The 19,645-nt window shown below is 26.9% G+C and carries 33 protein-coding genes; 1 reads left to right on the top strand and 32 read right to left on the bottom strand.

Features of this window, described 5'->3' with window-relative positions; translation table 11 throughout:
* Positions 1-79: 79 nt before the first annotated feature.
* The 23 genes from IC174_RS18935 to IC174_RS19045 all read right to left on the bottom strand — a co-directional run bounded on the left by IC174_RS18935 (position 80) and on the right by IC174_RS19045 (position 14,664).
* On the bottom strand, positions 80-229 hold the full coding sequence (locus tag IC174_RS18935; protein WP_227483663.1) for a hypothetical protein: 150 nt from the start codon (positions 227-229) through the stop codon (positions 80-82).
* A 26-nt stretch (positions 230-255) separates the two neighbouring features.
* Entirely contained in the window at positions 256-672 is a 417-nt protein-coding gene (locus tag IC174_RS18940) for a phage tail assembly chaperone (protein WP_227437127.1), read from the bottom strand.
* A 15-nt stretch (positions 673-687) separates the two neighbouring features.
* Positions 688-1,128 carry a phage tail tube protein gene (locus tag IC174_RS18945; RefSeq protein WP_227483664.1) on the bottom strand — a complete coding sequence of 147 codons (441 nt, stop codon included), beginning with the start codon at positions 1,126-1,128 and terminating at the stop codon, positions 688-690.
* Positions 1,129-1,143: 15 nt separating this feature from the next.
* A complete protein-coding gene (locus IC174_RS18950; RefSeq protein ID WP_255625535.1) occupies positions 1,144-1,902 on the bottom strand; it encodes a phage tail sheath subtilisin-like domain-containing protein in 759 nt (252 codons plus the stop codon).
* A 77-nt stretch (positions 1,903-1,979) separates the two neighbouring features.
* On the bottom strand, positions 1,980-2,198 hold the full coding sequence (locus IC174_RS18955; RefSeq protein ID WP_227483665.1) for a hypothetical protein: 219 nt from the start codon (positions 2,196-2,198) through the stop codon (positions 1,980-1,982).
* Entirely contained in the window at positions 2,199-2,648 is a 450-nt protein-coding gene (locus tag IC174_RS18960; protein ID WP_227483666.1) for a DUF6838 family protein, read from the bottom strand. It abuts the gene before it with no gap.
* A gap of 40 nt (positions 2,649-2,688) precedes the next feature.
* On the bottom strand, positions 2,689-3,012 hold the full coding sequence (locus tag IC174_RS18965; RefSeq protein ID WP_227483667.1) for an HK97 gp10 family phage protein: 324 nt from the start codon (positions 3,010-3,012) through the stop codon (positions 2,689-2,691).
* Complete coding sequence (locus IC174_RS18970; RefSeq protein ID WP_227483668.1) at positions 3,012-3,359, bottom strand: hypothetical protein; 348 nt, start codon at positions 3,357-3,359, stop codon at positions 3,012-3,014. Before IC174_RS18970 ends, IC174_RS18965 begins: the two co-directional genes overlap by 1 nt.
* Positions 3,360-3,370: 11 nt before the next feature.
* Entirely contained in the window at positions 3,371-3,742 is a 372-nt protein-coding gene (locus IC174_RS18975; RefSeq protein WP_227483669.1) for a phage head-tail connector protein, read from the bottom strand.
* Positions 3,735-4,016, bottom strand: coding sequence for a Rho termination factor N-terminal domain-containing protein (locus tag IC174_RS18980; RefSeq protein ID WP_227437248.1), 282 nt, complete (start codon positions 4,014-4,016; stop codon positions 3,735-3,737). The genes IC174_RS18975 and IC174_RS18980 overlap by 8 nt, the downstream gene beginning before the upstream one ends.
* Before the next feature lie 11 nt (positions 4,017-4,027).
* On the bottom strand, positions 4,028-4,951 hold the full coding sequence (locus tag IC174_RS18985; protein WP_021382814.1) for a hypothetical protein: 924 nt from the start codon (positions 4,949-4,951) through the stop codon (positions 4,028-4,030).
* A gap of 24 nt (positions 4,952-4,975) precedes the next feature.
* Positions 4,976-5,413, bottom strand: coding sequence for a DUF4355 domain-containing protein (locus tag IC174_RS18990; RefSeq protein ID WP_227483670.1), 438 nt, complete (start codon positions 5,411-5,413; stop codon positions 4,976-4,978).
* Positions 5,374-5,562, bottom strand: coding sequence for a hypothetical protein (locus tag IC174_RS18995; RefSeq protein WP_227483671.1), 189 nt, complete (start codon positions 5,560-5,562; stop codon positions 5,374-5,376). Before IC174_RS18995 ends, IC174_RS18990 begins: the two co-directional genes overlap by 40 nt.
* Positions 5,563-5,620: 58 nt before the next feature.
* Positions 5,621-6,376 (bottom strand): minor capsid protein, encoded by a 756-nt coding sequence (locus IC174_RS19000; protein WP_227483672.1) that lies wholly within the window; start codon positions 6,374-6,376, stop codon positions 5,621-5,623.
* Positions 6,354-7,631 carry a phage portal protein gene (locus IC174_RS19005; protein WP_227483673.1) on the bottom strand — a complete coding sequence of 426 codons (1,278 nt, stop codon included), beginning with the start codon at positions 7,629-7,631 and terminating at the stop codon, positions 6,354-6,356. Before IC174_RS19005 ends, IC174_RS19000 begins: the two co-directional genes overlap by 23 nt.
* A 22-nt stretch (positions 7,632-7,653) precedes the next feature.
* Entirely contained in the window at positions 7,654-9,393 is a 1,740-nt protein-coding gene (locus IC174_RS19010; protein ID WP_227483674.1) for a hypothetical protein, read from the bottom strand.
* 301 nt (positions 9,394-9,694) lie between these two features.
* Complete coding sequence (locus tag IC174_RS19015) at positions 9,695-10,252, bottom strand: recombinase family protein (RefSeq protein ID WP_227483675.1); 558 nt, start codon at positions 10,250-10,252, stop codon at positions 9,695-9,697.
* 221 nt (positions 10,253-10,473) lie between these two features.
* Positions 10,474-10,926, bottom strand: coding sequence for a helix-turn-helix domain-containing protein (locus IC174_RS19020; RefSeq protein ID WP_227437234.1), 453 nt, complete (start codon positions 10,924-10,926; stop codon positions 10,474-10,476).
* Positions 10,927-11,129: 203 nt separating this feature from the next.
* Positions 11,130-11,492: a tyrosine-type recombinase/integrase gene (locus IC174_RS19025; RefSeq protein ID WP_227483722.1), complete on the bottom strand. Its 363-nt coding sequence runs from the start codon at positions 11,490-11,492 to the stop codon at positions 11,130-11,132.
* Positions 11,492-12,181 (bottom strand): Bro-N domain-containing protein, encoded by a 690-nt coding sequence (locus IC174_RS19030; RefSeq protein ID WP_227483676.1) that lies wholly within the window; start codon positions 12,179-12,181, stop codon positions 11,492-11,494. The genes IC174_RS19025 and IC174_RS19030 overlap by 1 nt, the downstream gene beginning before the upstream one ends.
* Positions 12,182-12,433: 252 nt before the next feature.
* Entirely contained in the window at positions 12,434-12,622 is a 189-nt protein-coding gene (locus IC174_RS19035; RefSeq protein ID WP_227437227.1) for a hypothetical protein, read from the bottom strand.
* A 10-nt stretch (positions 12,623-12,632) separates the two neighbouring features.
* Complete coding sequence (locus IC174_RS19040) at positions 12,633-13,208, bottom strand: hypothetical protein (RefSeq protein WP_227437225.1); 576 nt, start codon at positions 13,206-13,208, stop codon at positions 12,633-12,635.
* A gap of 316 nt (positions 13,209-13,524) precedes the next feature.
* The gene (locus IC174_RS19045; protein WP_227483677.1) at positions 13,525-14,664 is read right to left on the bottom strand and encodes a Fic family protein; all 1,140 of its coding nucleotides are present in this window, start codon (positions 14,662-14,664) and stop codon (positions 13,525-13,527) included.
* A gap of 211 nt (positions 14,665-14,875) precedes the next feature.
* On the opposite strand from IC174_RS19045, the gene IC174_RS19050 reads away from it, so the two are divergent.
* A complete protein-coding gene (locus IC174_RS19050; protein WP_227483678.1) occupies positions 14,876-15,607 on the top strand; it encodes a hypothetical protein in 732 nt (243 codons plus the stop codon).
* Positions 15,608-15,733: 126 nt separating this feature from the next.
* On the opposite strand, the gene IC174_RS19055 is transcribed toward IC174_RS19050, so the two are convergent.
* The 9 genes from IC174_RS19055 to IC174_RS19095 form a co-directional block, all read right to left on the bottom strand.
* Entirely contained in the window at positions 15,734-17,314 is a 1,581-nt protein-coding gene (locus IC174_RS19055) for a tetratricopeptide repeat protein (RefSeq protein ID WP_227483679.1), read from the bottom strand.
* Positions 17,311-17,751 (bottom strand): RNA polymerase subunit sigma, encoded by a 441-nt coding sequence (locus IC174_RS19060; RefSeq protein WP_227483680.1) that lies wholly within the window; start codon positions 17,749-17,751, stop codon positions 17,311-17,313. Before IC174_RS19060 ends, IC174_RS19055 begins: the two co-directional genes overlap by 4 nt.
* 104 nt (positions 17,752-17,855) lie before the next feature.
* Complete coding sequence (locus tag IC174_RS19065) at positions 17,856-18,152, bottom strand: hypothetical protein (RefSeq protein WP_223195720.1); 297 nt, start codon at positions 18,150-18,152, stop codon at positions 17,856-17,858.
* Positions 18,153-18,166: 14 nt separating this feature from the next.
* Entirely contained in the window at positions 18,167-18,316 is a 150-nt protein-coding gene (locus IC174_RS19070; RefSeq protein ID WP_223195721.1) for a hypothetical protein, read from the bottom strand.
* Between the two features lie 11 nt (positions 18,317-18,327).
* The gene (locus IC174_RS19075; protein ID WP_227483681.1) at positions 18,328-18,531 is read right to left on the bottom strand and encodes a hypothetical protein; all 204 of its coding nucleotides are present in this window, start codon (positions 18,529-18,531) and stop codon (positions 18,328-18,330) included.
* Positions 18,532-18,547: 16 nt separating this feature from the next.
* Positions 18,548-18,712 carry a hypothetical protein gene (locus IC174_RS19080; protein WP_223195723.1) on the bottom strand — a complete coding sequence of 55 codons (165 nt, stop codon included), beginning with the start codon at positions 18,710-18,712 and terminating at the stop codon, positions 18,548-18,550.
* Between the two features lie 15 nt (positions 18,713-18,727).
* Positions 18,728-19,003 (bottom strand): hypothetical protein, encoded by a 276-nt coding sequence (locus IC174_RS19085; protein ID WP_227483682.1) that lies wholly within the window; start codon positions 19,001-19,003, stop codon positions 18,728-18,730.
* 25 nt (positions 19,004-19,028) lie between these two features.
* Positions 19,029-19,244 carry a hypothetical protein gene (locus IC174_RS19090; protein WP_227483683.1) on the bottom strand — a complete coding sequence of 72 codons (216 nt, stop codon included), beginning with the start codon at positions 19,242-19,244 and terminating at the stop codon, positions 19,029-19,031.
* Positions 19,231-19,545, bottom strand: a complete 315-nt coding sequence (locus tag IC174_RS19095) for a hypothetical protein (protein WP_227483684.1) — start codon at positions 19,543-19,545, stop codon at positions 19,231-19,233. Before IC174_RS19095 ends, IC174_RS19090 begins: the two co-directional genes overlap by 14 nt.
* Between the last annotated feature and the right edge of the window lie 100 nt (positions 19,546-19,645).

Raw genomic sequence — 19,645 nt, forward strand, 5'->3', positions numbered from 1 at the left:
CCACTCTTCTTAAAGTTGAACTTGCTTCATCTCTCATTTTTATTACTGCTTGTAAAACTTTTGTACTAGAACTCATAGATTAAAACAACCTCCCAGCACCAGATTTTATTTCTTCTTTTCTTTCATCCAACTCTTGGTCCATAAAAACACTAACAATCTTTGTTTCACCTTTAAGCATGTGAAAAGAAACGGATGGCATTATCCCTTTATACTTAAATAATAAGTACATTAAGTTGACTTTTCCATCCGTTTTAATTAGTTTTTTATTTCTTTATCTTTTTCCTTCTGTCTTTTTCTATCGCCCTCTGCATCTATACCATTTACCTTATTAACTTCTTCATATAAATTATCAATCTCTCCAGCTAATAGTAACTTTTTTATAAGGTCTTTAGGAGTTACCAGTCCGAACTTTTCTACAACTTCCATATTTCTAAACATTGGGCATGATTCAAGTATTGTGTTCACCTTAAGTTCGTAAACATTAATATTCTCTAAATTGCCGCTATCAACATCCATTGAATTGACTCTTATTTCGTCAAAACGTTCTGGATCAATGGCATTACATTCAATTTCTAAAGTGTCATCTAATTTTTTACAATACAATTCATATATACTAGATGGCATTTTTAATTTACCTGCATCCATATTTAATAATTTTTCTACTGTATTCATATAATAAAAATCCTCCTATTTTTCTGTAATTTTATCTAAGTATTTAAAGCCTTCAAAAGTAAATGGAACTTCTATTTCTCCTGGTTTTCCTGCTTCCCAGTCTGCTAAAGTTAAATCATCAAGCATGCAACCATAAAGTGCAACTCTTTCAGCTCCATATGAGTCTGGATCTTGCAACTTACTTATTACAGTAAATTTGAATGCTTTTCCTTCGTTTAGCATACTTTCAACATATTCTCCAAATAAAGAGCTCACTTTAAATAAGGTTATAGAGCCTTTTCCAGATGCTCCAATAAGTTTTTGTCCAACCATTAACTGCCCACAAACTTTAATTTCTTCTTTTTCTAATTCAACTTTTGCTTCTAACCCTTTTACAGATGTTAATTGTCTCCCATCTAGCCAACATTCTCCAAATGTACCAGACATTATTCTACTTGGGTCTATTTTAGCTTTCAAATTTTAACCTCCAAACTACATAGAGATGTCTAAATACACATCTTCCATAGCATCTATTAATTTAATTTTTGCTTTTAAAAATACAATTGTATCAGTGTTACATTCTTTTATTTGTTGTTCCTCCATATTAGATACATCAATATGATTTTCTTTTAACCATGCTCTCTGAGCATCTAAATTAATTTCTATTGTTGAACCTGGGTCAATTAAACCATCTTTTTCTAATTCTTGAAGATATAATTGTATTGCAACAATAAGTAAACACTTATTATCATAAGTGTTTGGTGTTTTTCCTATATAATTTTTTACAATTATCTTTTTAAGATCATTATGAATTTGGTCTAATGTATCTACTAATTTAATTTTTTTAAATATATCACCTTTTAAATCAGTAGTTGTTGTAAAGGATGTAACTCCTCTAGCGATTACTATAGCGCCACTTTCTTTTATTAAAATTAACTCTCCATTATTTATCCTTGCATTTGCTTCAACTCTTGTTAATTTAGGTATATTAGTAACTTCTGGTATTTCTGCATATGTTACAGATTGAGTTGATGGAGTTCCTGCAATAAAACCCGCTATCCTTGGTAGAAATTCATTTGAAGTGTATTTTTTGCCTTCAACTTCAATATCAGTTGCTGTAAAGTTTATTATACCTTCATAATCCGCTGAATTACTTGCAGTAATAGCCTTAACTTTTATTTTATTATCTTCTCTCATTTTCTTAATCCACGCTTTGATTTTAGGTAAATCTTGTTCTGTCTCATCTGGCATACAAAGATAATTAAATTCACAGGTTTCTATAAAATCTAGTGCATCATCTATTGATTCATCTGTATCTAATGTATAAACTAATACTTTATTTGGAGGATATACATTTCCCTCATAGACATTTTTATATAGTCTAAATTAGTGGCAGAATAATTTTCTGGAATATCCTCCATTTCTTTTATCTCAACTAGCCCTATATTTTTTGTATCTTTTAAAATAAGTGCTACAATACCTCCAGAACGTTTAACAAAAGTTTTTCCTGCTTGGATAAAAGAAATATTAATTTCTGGTAGACCCATTTAATCACTTCCTATCTTTAAAGCTACATTTTCCATAGTTTCATATGTTTCTTTACTAAAGTAAACCTCTTCAAAATAAGATACAGTCATTAGAAAAGTTAGTTTATACCCTACAGAATCTTTTACAATTGATGGAGATATATTTTCTATAGTTAAACTTCTATCTTTAACTCTAATGTTTCTGTTAAATATTTTTTCTAATCTACTTTGTATATCATATAGATTTAATTTATTTTTTCTAGCCTTTTGATAATATTCAACATCTATGAATATCTTTTTAGTATCTAAAACTTTATTTGCAATATTATTAGAAACAGGTAAAAGTTGCACAAAAAAACAAGCCTCCTCAAAGCCTTGTATATTATCCTCATTAATAAAAATATCTGTATCTCTAAACTCATTTTCTATTCTTTCATTAACTGCTATTATAATATCTCTGTTTGTAAGCAACCAATCACCTACCAATCAAATAAATTTGCTTTTGCGCTTGTCATATTTCTTTTGTTTTTTCAATGCCCTTTTCAACCATAAAAGAACCAGGGACAATGCCACCATTTTTAGTTGAATGGCCATCATTTACTAAAGTAGCATATTCAACCTTATCTTCAACAATATAAGTAGCATATTCAGGCTGATTTTCTTCCCATCCATTTTTTAACTTTTCAGTTCTCACAGGTGTTTCATCTCTTATATTTTCTGCTAGTTCTTGCCCAGTTTCTTTTGTAAACTTCTTGATTTTTCTATTAAAATTTGATGCATTTAACTTTAAATCTAAGGCTAATGCTTCAAAAACTCCTAAATTATCTATTCCCATTATATTCTCTCCGCTTCTGTAATAGGTATTTCCATATGGCTTGGATATATATTTGCCTTAGAAACCTTAAATATAGCTTCTTCTCCATGACTATAAGTTGCATTTATAGTGTCGCCTGTTTTTATATCTACTTCTGGTCTACAAAATAACTTTCTATTTATGACTATAACTCCAATATCGCCACTTACAATGGCTTCTTCTTTTCTTGAAATTGCACATGGGATATTCTCAGCTATAATAATATTACTAAAATCATTAGAACATGTTTCTTGATTCCAACCTTTTGACTTTCTGATGATAGTCATTTTATCAAGATAGGTCATTTCTAATATATCTGCCTCTGTCACTTAATCACCCCTTAGTACATATTAACAACACAAAATGGACTTAGAAATTTTTTATCAGCATTAGTTAAAAAAGATGATGAACTTATGCTATTTTCAGCAGTTTGCAATGTTAAAGTATTATATTCTATTTTTGTATCACCTCTAGTTATAGCTTTTAAGTTTTTTTCTAGATTATCAAGTCCACTGTTTTTCTTAAGTTCCTCAAATCTTGAAGATAATATTGATATTACTTTTTCTTCCACAAACCCTTCTAGTGCTATACTTAATTCCTGTCTAGAACAATATTCTAAAACCATTTCACTTATTTTATTTATATAAAGGATTATTAATTTATCATATCTATCATTTTCTATTCCTAAAATTAACTTAATACTATCAAGCATTGTACTCATCTAGTAATTGGATTAATTCTTCTTTAGTTTTAGTTGAATATCCCTTTATATTTTTACCTTTAGCAATTTCCATAAGTTCTGGTTTAGATAGATTAAACAAATCATTAGAGATTGATTTAACTTTTTCGATTTTTTCCTCTTTTTTATCAATATTCTCTTTAGTCACTTCTTCTAAATATATTTTAAATCCCTTTGATGCTAAATTATTACTTTCATATTCATTATTAGCAAGTCTAATAACGTTATCTTTTTTTAATACAAACATTTATTTCACCTCTACTCTTGAGTAGCCTTTGCTTGTTTTACACATGCTCTACAAAGTTTTATTGGTTCATCTAATAGCCATAAATCATGATACTTTCTATAATCTATTTTATAGGCATCAGCTGATTGATTTTGATCTGGAGTGAATATTCTTGGTTTATCTGTCTTAGATATTGCAATTGGAGCAGATGATGGAGTTATTAACCAGTTTATATCTAGTGCTTTTGGCCCTTCCTTAAAACCTCCTGCTGTCTGACCAGATGTTTTCCCATCCATGAATATATATTCTGTTTTCATTCTTTTTGATGGAACTTTTATTATAGGTACATTATCTATAGATTTTACAATTCTTTTTATATCTCCATCACCAAATTCAATATCATCAAGTTGAGTAGACTGTTCTAAGATACTTGCCACTATACTAGACATACTAATAATAAGAGGTATATCACCAGTTGAATCTTGAATTGATGCTATCTGATATTTTAATTCACTTAAAATACTCGCAGCAGATACTTCATAAGAATATTTTACACGTTCATCAACCTTAGAAACTTCTGAAAATATCTTTGAGTATCTATATGCATCTATTTCTGGTATAACATGTTGCTTTTGAAATAATCCCATTACAGAAGAGGCATTTACAACGAAGTTTGTTTCATTTACATCCATTGAATCAAGCATAAACTCTCTACTTCTATCCATTTCCATTCTTCTAGTTTCATACTCAAGTGTTATTGCTCCTGGAGCGTATCCTTTAGATCTATCATAATCCCCTAAACCATCCATAGACACTTTAGGAATCTTTACTTCTCTACCTCCATCATATATAACTTGACCAGAGTTTCTTTCCATCCATCCAGTAGTTGAACCTACCACTATTTGTGAATCCAATTCTTGTTGAAAAAGCGTTACATATTGTAATACATTAGCCATTTATAAAATCATCCTCCTCTTTTTTTAGAAACTATTTAAACCTTGTTTTATCTGCTTTCTAACCTCTGATAGTTCATTATCTCCTTCTTTTCCAGGTGGCGTATATGAACCATCTTTAATCCTTTCATCTACTCTAGATTGAATATATTTTTTCATTGAGTTTTCAAAGATATCTATATTTGCATTTGTTTTTTCATCATCATCAGATAGTAGATATTCAATTAAGTTTGTAGGTATTTTCTTTTCAACTAAAATATCCTTATATTTAGAAATCATTTCTGTGTGTCTTTTTTCTTTTTCTAATCTATCCAATTTTTCATTTAGTTCCCTTATAGCTTTTTGTTCCTCTGTTTCATTTGTAGAAGTTCTTTTTAGAACTTCAGCATTTATAAGTGTTTGCATATCATTTTTCTTGAAATGCTCTAACTTTTCACTATAATATTTACTGTTTTCTTTATCCATAAAAGACTTAAAATTAAGGATTTAAATTCATCTATTGTGGGATTTTTAGATTCTTTTGACTTAAACAAGTCTAAGTTCTCTAATAAAGAATCTATCTTTGATTCGTCTTCTACATTTTGTAATAGTTCTATCATTTCTCTTTTTTGCATATTTTTCTCCTTTTTATAAATTTGGATATAGTAAATACACATATCAAATCAATATGTGTTAGATAACAGGTATATATTCACATCTACAAAAACAATGTTGTGGTAGTGATGGTCTTGGTTCATTTACATAGAAGGTTAATCCATTATAAATACTACAATCATTACATGTACGAGAATCTAAATCAGCACAATACATTACTTTTATAATACCTTGTGTTTTGAAAAAATACTCATTTACTTCACTTTGGCACCTAGATACTTCATATTCTACTAATCGCCTTGTCTGACTTGCTCCAGTTGAATACTTATCTCTTATTGCTTTTTCTATCTTATTTACAGAAGTTTTTCCATTTAGAAAACTCTTTATTTCTTTTTTTAAAGACTCTTCTATACCTTTTTTATTCTTCCAAAGTCTGTCACTCCAATGTTTTCCATCAACCTTATTATTCACTATCTTATTTATAACTTTATTGTTCATATCTTTTATTTTCAGTATTACTCCTAATAAAATTATCAAATTTGAATATTTATTCTTAGATGAATCAGATAAAATAGTTTCTATATCCTTGACTTCTTCATCATAATTGTTAGAATACTCACTTATAATTTTATTAAGTTTTGACCTTAGATTTTTCTTATCTTTATTATTAATATTTAAATATTCATTGATAATATCATGTGTTAGCAATATCTTTGCTATTTCTAGTAGAAGTTTATCTCTGTTTTCTCTTTGATACTTATAAAATGGTTTTGTCCTATTTTCAGCAGATTTATATATATCTTCAGTCAATTTAGTTATAATCTTTTGATTCATCCAATAAAATCTCTCCCTCTGAAACTATTTCCTGTTCTTTTTTAGCCTTTTCCTTTTCTGCGTGAGGATTATCAATAAAACTTAGTTGAGATAATCCGGTTTCAGTAGATAATTTATCTCCAAGTTGACTTAATATATTTGCTACAACTAAATCATCACGTGGTATCTTAGGGGTAAATTTAGCCTTAATATCTTTATAATCATAGTCAAAACCATATTTTTTATTAAGCCAAATGCACAATAATTTGTACCTATTAAATAAAGTATCTGCAATACTATCATTATTTTGGCTACAAATCCATTCTGTACTGATTAATCTTGCTATAACTGCTAGACTTGATGTATTACTTTGCATTTTTTCATTGTGATTTATATGAGATGTAATTTCATACATATTTTCTTTTATTGAAGATAATGTATTTTGAACAAATGTATCATTCATATCTTTAATAAGCCACTCTATCTTTCCATCTCCATTAACTTGAAGTATTCCAAGTTCTTTCATCCTTGGCAAATCTTCTTCTTTAATATTACATCCAGAGAAGGTTAAATAAGCATTTCTAAAATCACTAATTTCATTACTTATATCACTTAAATTAGTTTCATAAGCATCCTGTAACCCTTTTATATCATTAAATATTGTATTTTTTCCTAGTTCTTCACTTCTTTTGCAAATTGATATTGGAACATTACCATCAAATATATTGTTTACTGTGGGTTTTTCTATCTCTTTAAAGTTTGAATCAAAATGATAGATGTATTCTTTATCATATACATCTATATAAATATCATCTTTAAAATCTTTTTTAAATTCTCTAAAGAAATAGATAATCTCTCCATCTTCATTTTCATAATGACAGCCATCTGTTGGTTTTATTATTCTTACTTTCATTTCATTATTTTTTACATAGTAAAGTTCATAACAAAATCCAAATAGTAGTGTGTATCTTAATAAATCTGAATCATGCTTTTTACTCCAATGGCAAGTATAGTATTCTAAATCATTTATAATCTTCTCATCACCCAATCTACTTGTATAGGTAATTTTATTTGCAAGAGAATAAGCGACTTCTTCATTAATAAACTTTTTTAAGAAATTAGTGTTTATCTTATTATTAGACCTCTTGGTAACCATTTTATAGTTACTAATAGCATCTGTTTCACCTTTATAATACTTATACATAGTGTTGTATTCTTGCTTTTTTAAACTCCAATCATCATATATCTCTCTTAATAAATTTAAATCTATTTTCACTTAATGCATCACCTCCATACAATCAAAGACCTAAATTTCTTCTATCTAATAGTGTAATACTTTCATTTACTTTAATATTAAAAATCCTATTTATAAATTCTGCTGATATATCTGGTGCATCATCATGTAGAGAGTACTTTTGTCCTGTAAAATCAAGGATTTGCTGTATAAATTCCTTATTTTCTTTTGCAAAAATCATTTGACCTTTATTTAAAACAGGTATTAAAGTAGAGATTTTATCATCTTTATTTTTCTTTTGGTGCTCATTAATGATTTCTATATCTCTGTAGTAAAGAATATCATCATTTTTTATTTTAAGTTCTAATTGATTAGCATCTGCACCATTAAATGTATTTTTTTCTATATAAACATGTGTTATATCTGGATACACTTTTAATAAATAAATCATATGGTCTATATATTTATCAAAATCAGTTCTAGCATTTATTTTGGCTAGTTCTGCCAATCTGCCATATAGTAAACCATTTTCTGATTCGCTTCCAACAAGAAAAGCACTATAGTCATGTTTAGACCCACCTGCAGATGCTGGATCACATAATAGCATTGTCTTTTTAAATGTATGAGTTTCTATATATTCTCTAGATTCAGTTCTGATTGTTTTAAACCATTTCTCACCTATCGAATTTACATCATTTTGTACCTCTTGTTTAAAAGATGTTGGATTTTCATAATAACTTAAAGCCATGTCTAAACAATCCCAAAAACTTGGCCACAATATAGGAAATTTCATTTCTTTTTCATTATCCCAGTAAAACTCTTTAGCATCTTCAAGATGATTTGTATTTTTAAAATCAAATAATAGTTCTTTGAATTTTAGCCATAATCCAGAGTTAAATAATTCATCTACATTATCAACTAAAACTCCTTTTTCACATTTAAACTTCCATGTTGGTAAATTCTTTAGCCTACTATAGAAACATTCTTTATGTTGCAAAGTTCCTAATGCTATAAAAGTTGTTCCTCTTTTTATAGTTTTACCGTTTCTTATAACTGGTTTTTGTGCAGCATATTTTACATCATCAGAAAATCTTTTAAACTTTTTTTCTCTAGCATCTTCTGTTCTAACATTTTCCTCTGACTGATAGTCATCAAGTATGATAAGATCAGGACGATTATTATTGTATTTTCTTCCTCTCATTGGTGATGAAGATGATATTGCTTCAATAAAGGTTTTATTAGTTAATTCTAGTTGAGTACTATTGCAAATATATTTTCTATCATTATCATTTAAAAGTACTCCAAATGCTTTTTTGATATACTCATTTTCAAGTAAAGCATTCTTTATATCTTTTACAAATTTTTCTGCTGTAGAACCTATATCTGAACAAATTAATGTGTACATTTTATGTTTATAACAGTGTGACCATACAGTTGTTGCCAAATCTCCAAATGCACTTTTACCTGTACCTCTTGGATAAATTCTTCCTAATTGTTGTGATCCATCTCCAATTATAGATTCTTGTATATCTTCCCATAACTCATGATGAACTTTAGCTATAGGTGCAGCAGCATTATCTTCCTTTGATAGATAGGTATCTTGCATAAAATACATACAGAAAAATTCTAAATTTATTTTTCCAAGCTGATAAGCTAGGCCATTAACTCCCCAAAGATTGTTTGAATTAGCTTTTATAATCTCATTAGCTTCTTTTTCAGCGTCTTTTATAGTTGCTCCATTTCTTATAAAGGTCTTTGCTAAATAACTAAATATTAATTGTATATTTCTTTCTAAATTATCCACTCGTATTTACTTCCTCTTACTTCTTCTATTTTTTTAGGTTCAGTGAGTAATGCAATTAATAAAATAAACAATGCAAATTTTTTTCTAATAAAATCACCCTCTTTGAAATATGTCTCTGGTTTTTAAATTTTGCTAGAAAATTTCTAGAACTCATTTTCTATAAAAAATACTTTTTTTGAAATAGAAGTATACCCCCCTATACTGAAAAACAGTTATTTATAATTATTTCAGACATAATTAAAGGGCATAATTCTATGAATTTGCCCCACTAAAATTAACTTAAGCATATATATTACTCTTCTTAGTTACTCTCATGGCTCTTTATTAATCTATCTAATGTTGGTCTACTTACTCCCAATTCTTTAGCCAATTGAGTCTTATTAAGTTCTCTAGTTTTATATCTATCATAATAACTACCAAAGTTCTCTATCTTAACCTCTTTGCGTCCTTTGTATTTACCCTGTTCTTTAGCTATAGCGATACCTTCTCTTTGTCTTTCTAACATGTTTGTTCTCTCAAATTCATATATTGCACCAAGCATTGTAAGCATAAGTTTTCCTGTAGGTGTACTTGTATCTAAATTTTCTTTATCACTAATTAATTTTACATGTTTCTTTTCTAAGAGCTCAACTATTTCTAATAAGTCTTTAGTACTTCTAGCAAGTCTACTAAAGTCATGTACAATTATTGTATCTCCTTCTCTTACAAAATCTAACATTGCGTTTAGTTGTGATCTTTTAGTATCTTTGGCACTTATTTTCTCCTGATATATTTTTTCTGTATTATGCTTTTTCATTGTAACTAATTGTCTATCTTCATTTTGTTCTGCTGTTGAAACTCTCATATAACCTACTACCATCTTTGATCCCTCCACCTATGTTTACTCTATAAATAATATTATAGCATAAATGTAAAATTAGAATCAGAGACTTATCCTTCTTTTTGTAAATTAATTACGTTTTTAATTTTATTTTTACATCAAAATAGATATTTTACAATGTAAATTTACACCATGCTTTATTTTTACAATAAATATTTGTAAAATGGTAGTTTTTTAATCAAAATAATGCTTATTAAGAATTATTTTTTTGTTCTTATTCTTATCTTAGCTATGGCTGCTTCTATTTCTGTTTCACCAGTTTCCATACCATTACCATTATCTTCTTGTATAACTGTATTTGTAGGATTACCATAAATACGATTTATAAGATATTGATTGGCTGCTAACATTACTCTCTTATCACTATTATCTTTGGCCAATGCCTTAATATTATTAACATAGGATTCTATATCTTTTAATATTATTGAGTTCCCCTGGCTTGCCAGCTCTTGCTTACGCCTGTCCATTTCTTTCCTAACATGTTCTCTATTCATCCAGTTATAAACAGTTTGTCTACTGATACCAATTAAGTTAGCAGCATCTGTCACGTTAAAGCCTGAGATCAAGAGAGATACTAACTTTGATTCTTCTTGATTTAATTCTTCTAATCTTCTATATCCTGTATTAACTATATCAACATCTTTTTCACTCAAGAAATCACTCCTTTACTTAAATATCTATTACATATACATTTGTTTTAACCTCTCTAAAAATGACCTTCAATATACATTTTCAGACTTCTTAATAAATCTATTCTATTCTTTGGAAATTCTATTATTAAAGGCCTTTACACTTTTGTAATGTCCTATTGCTGAAAAACGTAACATATGAAATTTAGAGCTAATTTATAATAATGTTAATATCTTTTTCTTTTCTTTAATTTATTAGTAAATTTAGTTATTGCTTTTATTTCTTCTTCTTTATCAATTCCAATATATCTTCTTGTTACTTCTATTGTCTTATGACCTAATATCTTTCTTATACGTTCTAAAGCATAAGTCTTATTTTCTTCCTCATCATAAATATGTCTTGCAAATGTCTTTCTTAAAGAGTGTGTTGCAACATTTTCTTTTATTCCTACCTTTTTTGCTGCTCCTTTTATTATTCTTCCTGCTTGCCTTGTTTGAATAGGTCTATTAAACTTTTTTCTCTTACTGCTTTTAAATAAGAACTCCTCTCCAGGTTTATCTTGAGTATAGTTTTCTATAGCCCCCTTTATTACATCAGATAAGAAAACTTCTCTATCATAGTCTCTTTTTTCCTATATATCTCTTTATAGTTCATATCTTTATCTATTAACTTAGGTAATTTCATAGATATGACTCTTTCAAGTGCTTGTATATCAAATAATTCACTTTGATTTAACTCATCTCTTTTTACATCCTTTGGTATTCCTAATTTTGTTCTTACAAGTTCAGTGAAATGTTTATAATACATTTGAGGCTTATTACTCCCTTGACTAATAGCATAATAAACAAACTCTTGAATTTCATCTGTGAAGTCTTTTCTTACTTTTTTGCCTTCTGTTCTTATGTTTATCCATTCTTGGTCTTTTTCTGTAGCAATATAATAACCATGTATTCTAATTTGTTTAAGTACTTTAGAAACCCACTTTGTAAATAGTTTTGCTTCTGGTTTATTACTTCTAAATGACATATTATATACTGCTTCTTCTGTAATGAATATGGTACCAAAGTTTGGCAATTTACTTTTAAAATTTCTAGTGTCGGAATCTCCGACAGTAGACTCATTAAATTTCTTTTTATATTCTCTATCTATATTTCTTAAAGTATCACGAATATTTACTATGCCTAATTCTTCTCCTACATCATTTGCATTAAACCAAACCTCACTACCATCCTTTGACCATATCATTCTTATATTTTTCTCTTGCAAAACTTTCAACATACTACGCCCTCCTAGTCTAATGATTGAATTTTTATATAAAAAAAGACCTAGAATATAAATTCCAAGCCATTTTTTATTAAATATATTTTTTCATAATACAATATTATCATGATTAAAAGACATAAATCGTACACAAATCGGTCACAAATCGTACATAAATCGTCTATAAAAAAGACATTATTTACATTTAAATTTATATAACTAAATTAAGAGCATACTTTACAATATGCTCTTAGGAAAGATATTTCTTGTTTATAGATTATAATATTTCTCTAGTATCTTTATTTTTATAATTTCAAAAATAAAAATTAGAATCACAGTTATTATCATATTTCTTGTACTATTTTCTATAATGTTATAACTAAACAATGCAAAAACAATGATTAATAAAATTACGTTTATAGCGCCAGAAATCAAGAATGCTTTTTTCTTATTATTCATATATTTCCTCCTAGTTATTTGCTAGTTTTATACCATCTCCTACTCTTTCAGTATATACAACTTTTTTAAAGTTAGATGAACTATAAAAATATGTAACATATTCATATCTGTATGGAACAGGAACATTAGCATGACTGTTTCTAATGTCAGTTATTTGTCTTCTATAATATGTTTTTGTATATACGCCTCCATATTTAGTAATATCATATACTTTTTCTCTATAAATACTCTCAGCTAAACCTAATAAAAAAGATGACCCTCCAGAAAGATAACCTAATCCCCATTGAATAGTTTGGATAATTCTTTCTCTTGTATAAGGAGAACTTAGTTTACGTGATTTTTGACCTATATATTTAACATTTTTCCAACTACCAGGCGTAACTTTTGTTGAAACATAAGTGTTATTACCTTTTTTATCTACAATCATTTCATTTTCATTACTATCAATAATAGTAAATTCGTTTTCATCAACAAGTTCTTGTTTGTATTCATTATCTTCAAAAGTAGATGCATAAACCAAATTGTATCCACTAGATAAAACAAAGATTCCTGCCATTAAAAAACTTATTATTTTTTTCTTTAACATAATATTTTACCACCTTTACTTAAATATTTATTCTACAAACAATTGCATATAACCTGTTAGTTATATTAAAAATACTCTTTTGCTTAACTTCACAGTCAAACTCTGTCCGATTTCATAATATTTTTATTTAGTATCATAATTTAATCCTCCTTTAGAAGTCTATTTATATATACAACGCATAATAAAATGAATTTTGGACAAAATAAAAATCTTTTTTATTTTAAGAGTAAAAAATAAAACCCTCTAAGAAAACTCATTCTTAGAGGGTTTATTATTATATATCCATGTACATTTTCTATTTTTATATACTATCAATTTAACTTATTTCAAGCATTTTTAAGTACTTCTCATTAACTTTATATACGTCCTTTTCTCTTGATAAAAGTTCTATTTCTTCAAGATTATTAAGCACTTCCATCAACTGGTCAACTAATTCAATTTCCTTTATTCCAGCCTTTAAGTATCTACTTTTATTCTTTTTAATATAGTTTTCCAATGTCATAGAATAGTTATCTTTACTACAGATATATTTTAATATATGTTCTTCTGTTGCTGATAGAGTAATATCATTTTCAAATAACTCTTCTTTCAATACACTCTCTAAAGACTTTCTATCATGCATGTCTCTCATTTCATTTATAGACTGTATTATGGACTTTAACATGAACTCTATAAATACAGTTAAATTATATCCCTTATTCTCTACATCTAGTATAGCCTTATAATACTTAGTTCTGTTTTTAGATATCATATATGATATTGAAAACTCCTTGAAAGTATCATATCCTTTATCAATTAAATATAGATAAGATAAGGCTCTTGATGTTCTTCCATTACCATCACTAAAAGGATGAACATATACAAAATAGAAATGAATTATTGCACTCTTTACTAAATCATTTACCTTACTATTTTCCATAAAAGTTATTAATTCATCCATAAAATTATATATTTCCAAAGGATCCAGTCCTGTATGTATAATTTCACCTTTTGAATCACATACATATACTTTTTCAGTTCTATACTCATATTCTTCTGAATCCAAGCAGTTTTCACCCAATATATGATGTAAGTCATATATAAATTTGTGACTATATAACTTATCTAAATTATCTAATCCATATTCTAAGGCTCTATGATTATTGTAAATCATGTACTCACTTTTATTACTTGGTTTCATCTTTCCTCTAATTATAGATTTTGCAATCTTTCTAGTTGAAAAGGCACCTTCAATTACACTAGAATAATAAGACTCTAAGGCTAAATCATTTTTATCTTCTATTATTTTAAATATCTTGCTTGATGTTAATCTATCTATTTCATCTATTGAATTTAATATGTTATAAGTTTCATGATAGTATAGTTCTTTATCATCAAAACTCTTTAAGGAAAGTATAATCTTATTTCCAGTAGAGTATTTATTTTTGTATTCTTCTATTGTCAGTTTAATCACCACCTTAGTTTATCTTTATCTATTAATATTAACAAAAAGTATTAGTTTTTACACCATTTTTGATTGTTTATTTTATAAGTTATAGTTTTATTTCTGTTAATTGCAATCAAGTCCTACTTAATATATAAAATTTTTAAAGATTATATAAAAGTGTCTAAAAATCAATTCATTCTTCGTTATAATTATATATACATTGCCATAAAGGAGGATTAATATGCTAAATAAGAAAAACATAAGTTTAATTATATTGGTAATAGTTTTAAGTTTATTCACTGCTATATTTGTTTTCAATAATAGAAATACAAATGATAAATTAAAAGAAGTTACTAAAAATAATGAAGAAATAGTGCCTAAAAACTTAGAAGATTTAAGTATAGAACAATTAATAGAGATTAGAGACAAGGCCATTGATAAAAATTTAGAAGGTCTTAGAGAATTTGGAGAAGATTCAGTAAAACAGCGTAAAGATTCAATTTTAAATTTTGAATTTGGATTAGTTGCTTTTGTTAACAAGAATTATAGTAACTTAACAGAAAAAGAGAAATTAATAAGACAAATTAATATTGTTAACTATGAAAACTCTATAAATGATATAATGGATCCTTCAGGTTCATTCTTTGAATTAGCAAATCAAAGTTATGAAGTTAATGAATTCATATTAAAGAACGGGAAAAATTATAAAGAATGGTCATATGAAGGTCTAGATTTTCTAATTGATCATTTAGAAGAATTGTGCAAATTTGTTGATTTTGATGTAAAAGATGTAATAGATATTATTGATCCTACAATAAAAACAGATCTTTCAGAGGAACAAAAGAAATCCTTGAATGATAAATTAAAGAAAATGTCTTTAAGTGATACTTTAAGTGAGGAAATTAAAAGGGAGATAAAAAACTGGGAAAATAATTTGAGTAATTTAAATATGAATAAAAATAATTCTAATTAATTTTTTCATGTCCAATTCTTCTAGTTGTAAATGATAAGCATTCACTTGTAATAAAAATATTTACTTGATGATTATTATGATAGTATAAAATGTACATAATTATAAACAAAAAGGACTAAGTATTTATTAGCCCTTTTTGTTTTCTAAACTTCTAAATGATTTTAATAACTGTTTGTATTCCAATGCTTTTTGATTATCTTTATCCAATTTGAGTACTTCATTAATATCAGAATCTGCTTCATTAAAATTCTTATTTCTCATATGTAACAAACTTCTAGATAAATAAGCATTTATGTATTTTGGATCTAACTCTATTACTTTACTAAAATCATCCATAGCTTTATCATTTTCATAATTCTTTTTATATAAAAGACCTCGATTAAAGTATGCATCTGTATATTTAGGATTCAATTCTATTGCTTTAGTAAAATCACTTATTGCTTTATCAATCTCTTCTTTTTGATCATATAATAAACCTCTATGAAAATACGCTTTTACATATTTAGAATCTAGTTCTATCACTTTACTAAAATCACTTATTGCTTTATCATATTCTTTCTTAATTTCATATAAAGTACCTCTTCCATAATATGCATCTATATGTCCCTCATCTAATTCTATTACTTTTGTAAAATCATTCATTGCTTCATTTACTTTGTCATTCATTGCATATAAAAGACCTCTTTTATAATATGCTTCTGAGTACTCTGGATCCAAACTTATTGTATTATTAAGGTCGATCATTGATTCATCAAATTTTTCTTTTTGAGCATATAATAGACTTCTATGAAAATATGCTTCTACATATTTTGAGTCTAATTCTATTATTTTGCTAAAATCATTTATTGCTTCATTTACTTTGTCATTCATTGCATATAAAAGACCTCGACTAAAATATGCTTCTACATATTTTGAATCTAAACTTATAGCTTTATTAAAATCATCCATTGCTTCTATTAGCATATTCTTTTTAATACATAAAAGAGCTCTAAAATAATACGCATCTGTATAATCTGTATTTAATTCTATAGCTTTATTAAAATCATTCATTGCTTCATTAGTTTTGTTAAACTTTGTATAAATAAGTCCTCTAATAAAATAACCAAATTCTAATTTAGGATATTGTTCTATTATTTTTCCATAATAATAAAGTTTCTTTTTAAAATCATCTTCTATATTAGCTAACATAGTTATGCTATGAATAAAATTATTTTTTTCACTTTCAGATATTTTTTTATCCATTTCATCTTTACTTTCTCTTAGATCTTTTCTTAATTCATTTATCTTCTCTAAACTATTTTTTAATTCTTCTTTTAAATTATCAACTTCTTTTTTCTCAACAACATTGTAGATATTCAATCCAACCCAAACAGTAGCCAATACTCCTAATATAGCTATACCTGCATCATCTTCATCAGTTTCATATCCAGAATATCCAAACACCAAATATAAACTTATGAATAATCCTGTTAATACCATCGAAACTAATGTAAATTTTTTTAGTGCTTTAAACCTATCATCTGTTTTGCTTAAAAATAAAAGTGAAAAGAAAAGTACTGCTGTTACAATTCCAGTACAAAATAATATTGTTTGATACCCAGACATTAAAATATCCCATCCCATGATTATTATATTATCATAGGAAGGGACAAAATTTTTAATATCGACAATCTTTTTACCATATTTTTCATAATAGCAAAACTTCAAAGTAATCCTTTTATCTTATCTATAATCTCTATTCTCATCTGCTTACACTTACTTGTTGAAAATCCAATCATTCTACCAACATATTCCCAAGATGTCCTATTATTTGAAAAATACTTATATTGAACTATTTTCTTTTCTTCTTCACTTAATATCTTCATTGCATTGTCTATTTTCTCAACTAACAATTCCTTATGCCTTTTCTCTTTTTCTTTTAATGATACTTTCCTTTCTTTCTCTTCAACTTCTATCTCAACTACACTTTTAGTGTCATACGTTCTACTTGATTTTTCTCTAATTTCAATACTACTACATCCTCTATAACCATTCTTTATTATCTCTATATCAATACCTATCTTCTCAATTTCTGCTTTTGCTTTTTTATAGCTATATAACTTGCCCTCTGCACTACTGAACAAAATATCTTTTTTATTGGCCAATATTACTTCACACTCCCATTTATGTTATAATGATTTTGTGATGACAACTTTAGAATTTTGACAAGCGGGAGCGTGAAGTAATGCTCCTCTTTCTTTTTTGAATTTTACTTATTACCAAAGCCTATTTTCTTAAAAAAATCTTCAATTTTACTTTCATTTTTTTCTATATTCTTTAACATTTGCTCTTCTTCTCTTTTCTTGATAATAATTATTTCTTTACTATCTTTACATACATTTATAGTTTCTTTATGTATTTCTTCTTGCATAATTTTTCTATATACATCAATTCCACTACTACCAACATTTAGATTAATTAACTCATCTATTGTACTTTCCATGCTTTCCTTCAAATTCTTTATATTTTCACTATGTTCAATAAGGCTTTTCATATTTTCTTCCATCTTAAATTCCTCCTTTAATTTTTCTTACATTTAAAGTCCTGATACATACAACCACAGTCTTTGCATTGCCAAACTATTCCGATTGATGTTTCAATCTTAAATACATTGCCACCACATATAGGGCACTCATTTTCCCTACCACCAATTATCTTCAACTTTTTCAAAGACCTCTCTCCTAAACTGTTTTTCTAGTTATTCTATTATCAGTTACTATTCTAGTTGAAATTTCAATATCATAATTCTCCTTTAAATTTAAAAGATGTTCGTAAAAATGTTCTGCATTATCCATAGTTGAAAATGCTATTTCACACTGTCTTCCCCTAACCTTAGTACCTTTCGTTCTGAATTTTACTATATATTCTTTTTCTCTATTAACCATTTTTCAATTCTCCTCTTTAAGATATATATTCTTCTCTTTTTTCCATTTCTTTTACTACTTCTGTTGCTTTTAATAATGATTCATATCTACTCATTGACTTAGATTCAGATTTTATTTCTGATGCTATTTTATTAATGAATTCTGTTTTTTCTAATATGTTCATATGTGATATTTTCTTCATGAACCAGTCCCCTTTTTATATATCTTTTTTTAACTTTTCATATATTTTTTGACATTCACTTTCTATTTCTTTAGTTTTTTCTACTGTTTTAATTGCATCATTAAAAGCTCTATTTATTTTCATTGCAATATCTAATGATGAATTAGTACTTTTGTATAAACTATTTTTAAAGTTACCAATCTCTTTTATATCTTGCTCTATTAACTTAATACTTTTTCTTAATCTGATATTGTTTCTAATGCTGAAAACTGCATCAAAACATAATATCAAAATTACAATGTTAAATATCATGTACTCTCCTTCCTTAATGCATTTTTTAATTCCAAAATGGTGCTTCTTCTCCATTTAGCTCAAAAATTATAGCATTAACTATCCTAAATTTTTTTAGTTCATTTTTTCTTTCGAGAGACTTTATCCACTCGTAGAACTTACCTCTATACTCAAGTGTGTATACATAATTCGGAAAATTATCATATTTGTCTAGCAAACTATCAAACTTTGCTAGTGCTTGTGTGATACTAATTCTGTTCATTTTTCTCACCTTCTTTTTGCATTTTAAGCAATTCTTTTTTTAACTGAACAACCTCATTTTTCATGATATTAATCAAAATCTCAATTTCTTCATCCAGCCACTGTTTCATATATTTATTTACAAATGTAACATCTATTTTGCTTCCGTTTTTTCTTATAATTTTTACTTTTATTTCTTTACAGTTTTTTATTTCTCTTAAGTATTTGTTTATATCTTTTTCATCTTCTTTAGTTTTTTCTATTGCTTCATTTATAGGAAGGATAGCTATTTTTTGTTCTTTTGACATATTTTCTAATTTCATTTTTGTACCTCTTTCTATTAAAAGTTATTTTTTCTACGAGGAAATTAATTAATAAACTTTAGCTCTAATTTAATAACACTTTTAAAATTTTTTATAAGTT

The sequence above is a fragment of the Clostridioides sp. ES-S-0001-03 genome, assembly GCF_020676075.1.
Taxonomy (GTDB): Bacteria; Bacillota; Clostridia; order Peptostreptococcales; family Peptostreptococcaceae; genus Clostridioides.

What these genes read in the sequence shown, in the direction of transcription:
- IC174_RS18935 (WP_227483663.1), bottom strand. Translation starts at nt 229, where the DNA reads ATGTACTTATTATTTAAGTATAAAGGGATAATGCCATCCGTTTCTTTT.
- IC174_RS18940 (WP_227437127.1), bottom strand. Translation starts at nt 672, where the DNA reads ATGAATACAGTAGAAAAATTATTAAATATGGATGCAGGTAAATTAAAA.
- IC174_RS18950 (WP_255625535.1), bottom strand. Translation starts at nt 1,902, where the DNA reads ATGCCAGATGAGACAGAACAAGATTTACCTAAAATCAAAGCGTGGATT.
- IC174_RS18955 (WP_227483665.1), bottom strand. Translation starts at nt 2,198, where the DNA reads ATGGGTCTACCAGAAATTAATATTTCTTTTATCCAAGCAGGAAAAACT.
- IC174_RS18965 (WP_227483667.1), bottom strand. Translation starts at nt 3,012, where the DNA reads ATGGGAATAGATAATTTAGGAGTTTTTGAAGCATTAGCCTTAGATTTA.
- IC174_RS18975 (WP_227483669.1), bottom strand. Translation starts at nt 3,742, where the DNA reads ATGCTTGATAGTATTAAGTTAATTTTAGGAATAGAAAATGATAGATAT.
- IC174_RS18980 (WP_227437248.1), bottom strand. Translation starts at nt 4,016, where the DNA reads ATGTTTGTATTAAAAAAAGATAACGTTATTAGACTTGCTAATAATGAA.
- IC174_RS18985 (WP_021382814.1), bottom strand. Translation starts at nt 4,951, where the DNA reads ATGGCTAATGTATTACAATATGTAACGCTTTTTCAACAAGAATTGGAT.
- IC174_RS18990 (WP_227483670.1), bottom strand. Translation starts at nt 5,413, where the DNA reads ATGGATAAAGAAAACAGTAAATATTATAGTGAAAAGTTAGAGCATTTC.
- IC174_RS18995 (WP_227483671.1), bottom strand. Translation starts at nt 5,562, where the DNA reads ATGCAAAAAAGAGAAATGATAGAACTATTACAAAATGTAGAAGACGAA.
- IC174_RS19000 (WP_227483672.1), bottom strand. Translation starts at nt 6,376, where the DNA reads ATGAATCAAAAGATTATAACTAAATTGACTGAAGATATATATAAATCT.
- IC174_RS19015 (WP_227483675.1), bottom strand. Translation starts at nt 10,252, where the DNA reads ATGGTAGTAGGTTATATGAGAGTTTCAACAGCAGAACAAAATGAAGAT.
- IC174_RS19030 (WP_227483676.1), bottom strand. Translation starts at nt 12,181, where the DNA reads ATGTTGAAAGTTTTGCAAGAGAAAAATATAAGAATGATATGGTCAAAG.
- IC174_RS19035 (WP_227437227.1), bottom strand. Translation starts at nt 12,622, where the DNA reads ATGAATAATAAGAAAAAAGCATTCTTGATTTCTGGCGCTATAAACGTA.
- IC174_RS19040 (WP_227437225.1), bottom strand. Translation starts at nt 13,208, where the DNA reads ATGTTAAAGAAAAAAATAATAAGTTTTTTAATGGCAGGAATCTTTGTT.
- IC174_RS19050 (WP_227483678.1), top strand. Translation starts at nt 14,876, where the DNA reads ATGCTAAATAAGAAAAACATAAGTTTAATTATATTGGTAATAGTTTTA.
- IC174_RS19065 (WP_223195720.1), bottom strand. Translation starts at nt 18,152, where the DNA reads ATGGAAGAAAATATGAAAAGCCTTATTGAACATAGTGAAAATATAAAG.
- IC174_RS19075 (WP_227483681.1), bottom strand. Translation starts at nt 18,531, where the DNA reads ATGGTTAATAGAGAAAAAGAATATATAGTAAAATTCAGAACGAAAGGT.
- IC174_RS19080 (WP_223195723.1), bottom strand. Translation starts at nt 18,712, where the DNA reads ATGAAGAAAATATCACATATGAACATATTAGAAAAAACAGAATTCATT.
- IC174_RS19085 (WP_227483682.1), bottom strand. Translation starts at nt 19,003, where the DNA reads ATGATATTTAACATTGTAATTTTGATATTATGTTTTGATGCAGTTTTC.
- IC174_RS19090 (WP_227483683.1), bottom strand. Translation starts at nt 19,244, where the DNA reads ATGAACAGAATTAGTATCACACAAGCACTAGCAAAGTTTGATAGTTTG.
- IC174_RS19095 (WP_227483684.1), bottom strand. Translation starts at nt 19,545, where the DNA reads ATGAAATTAGAAAATATGTCAAAAGAACAAAAAATAGCTATCCTTCCT.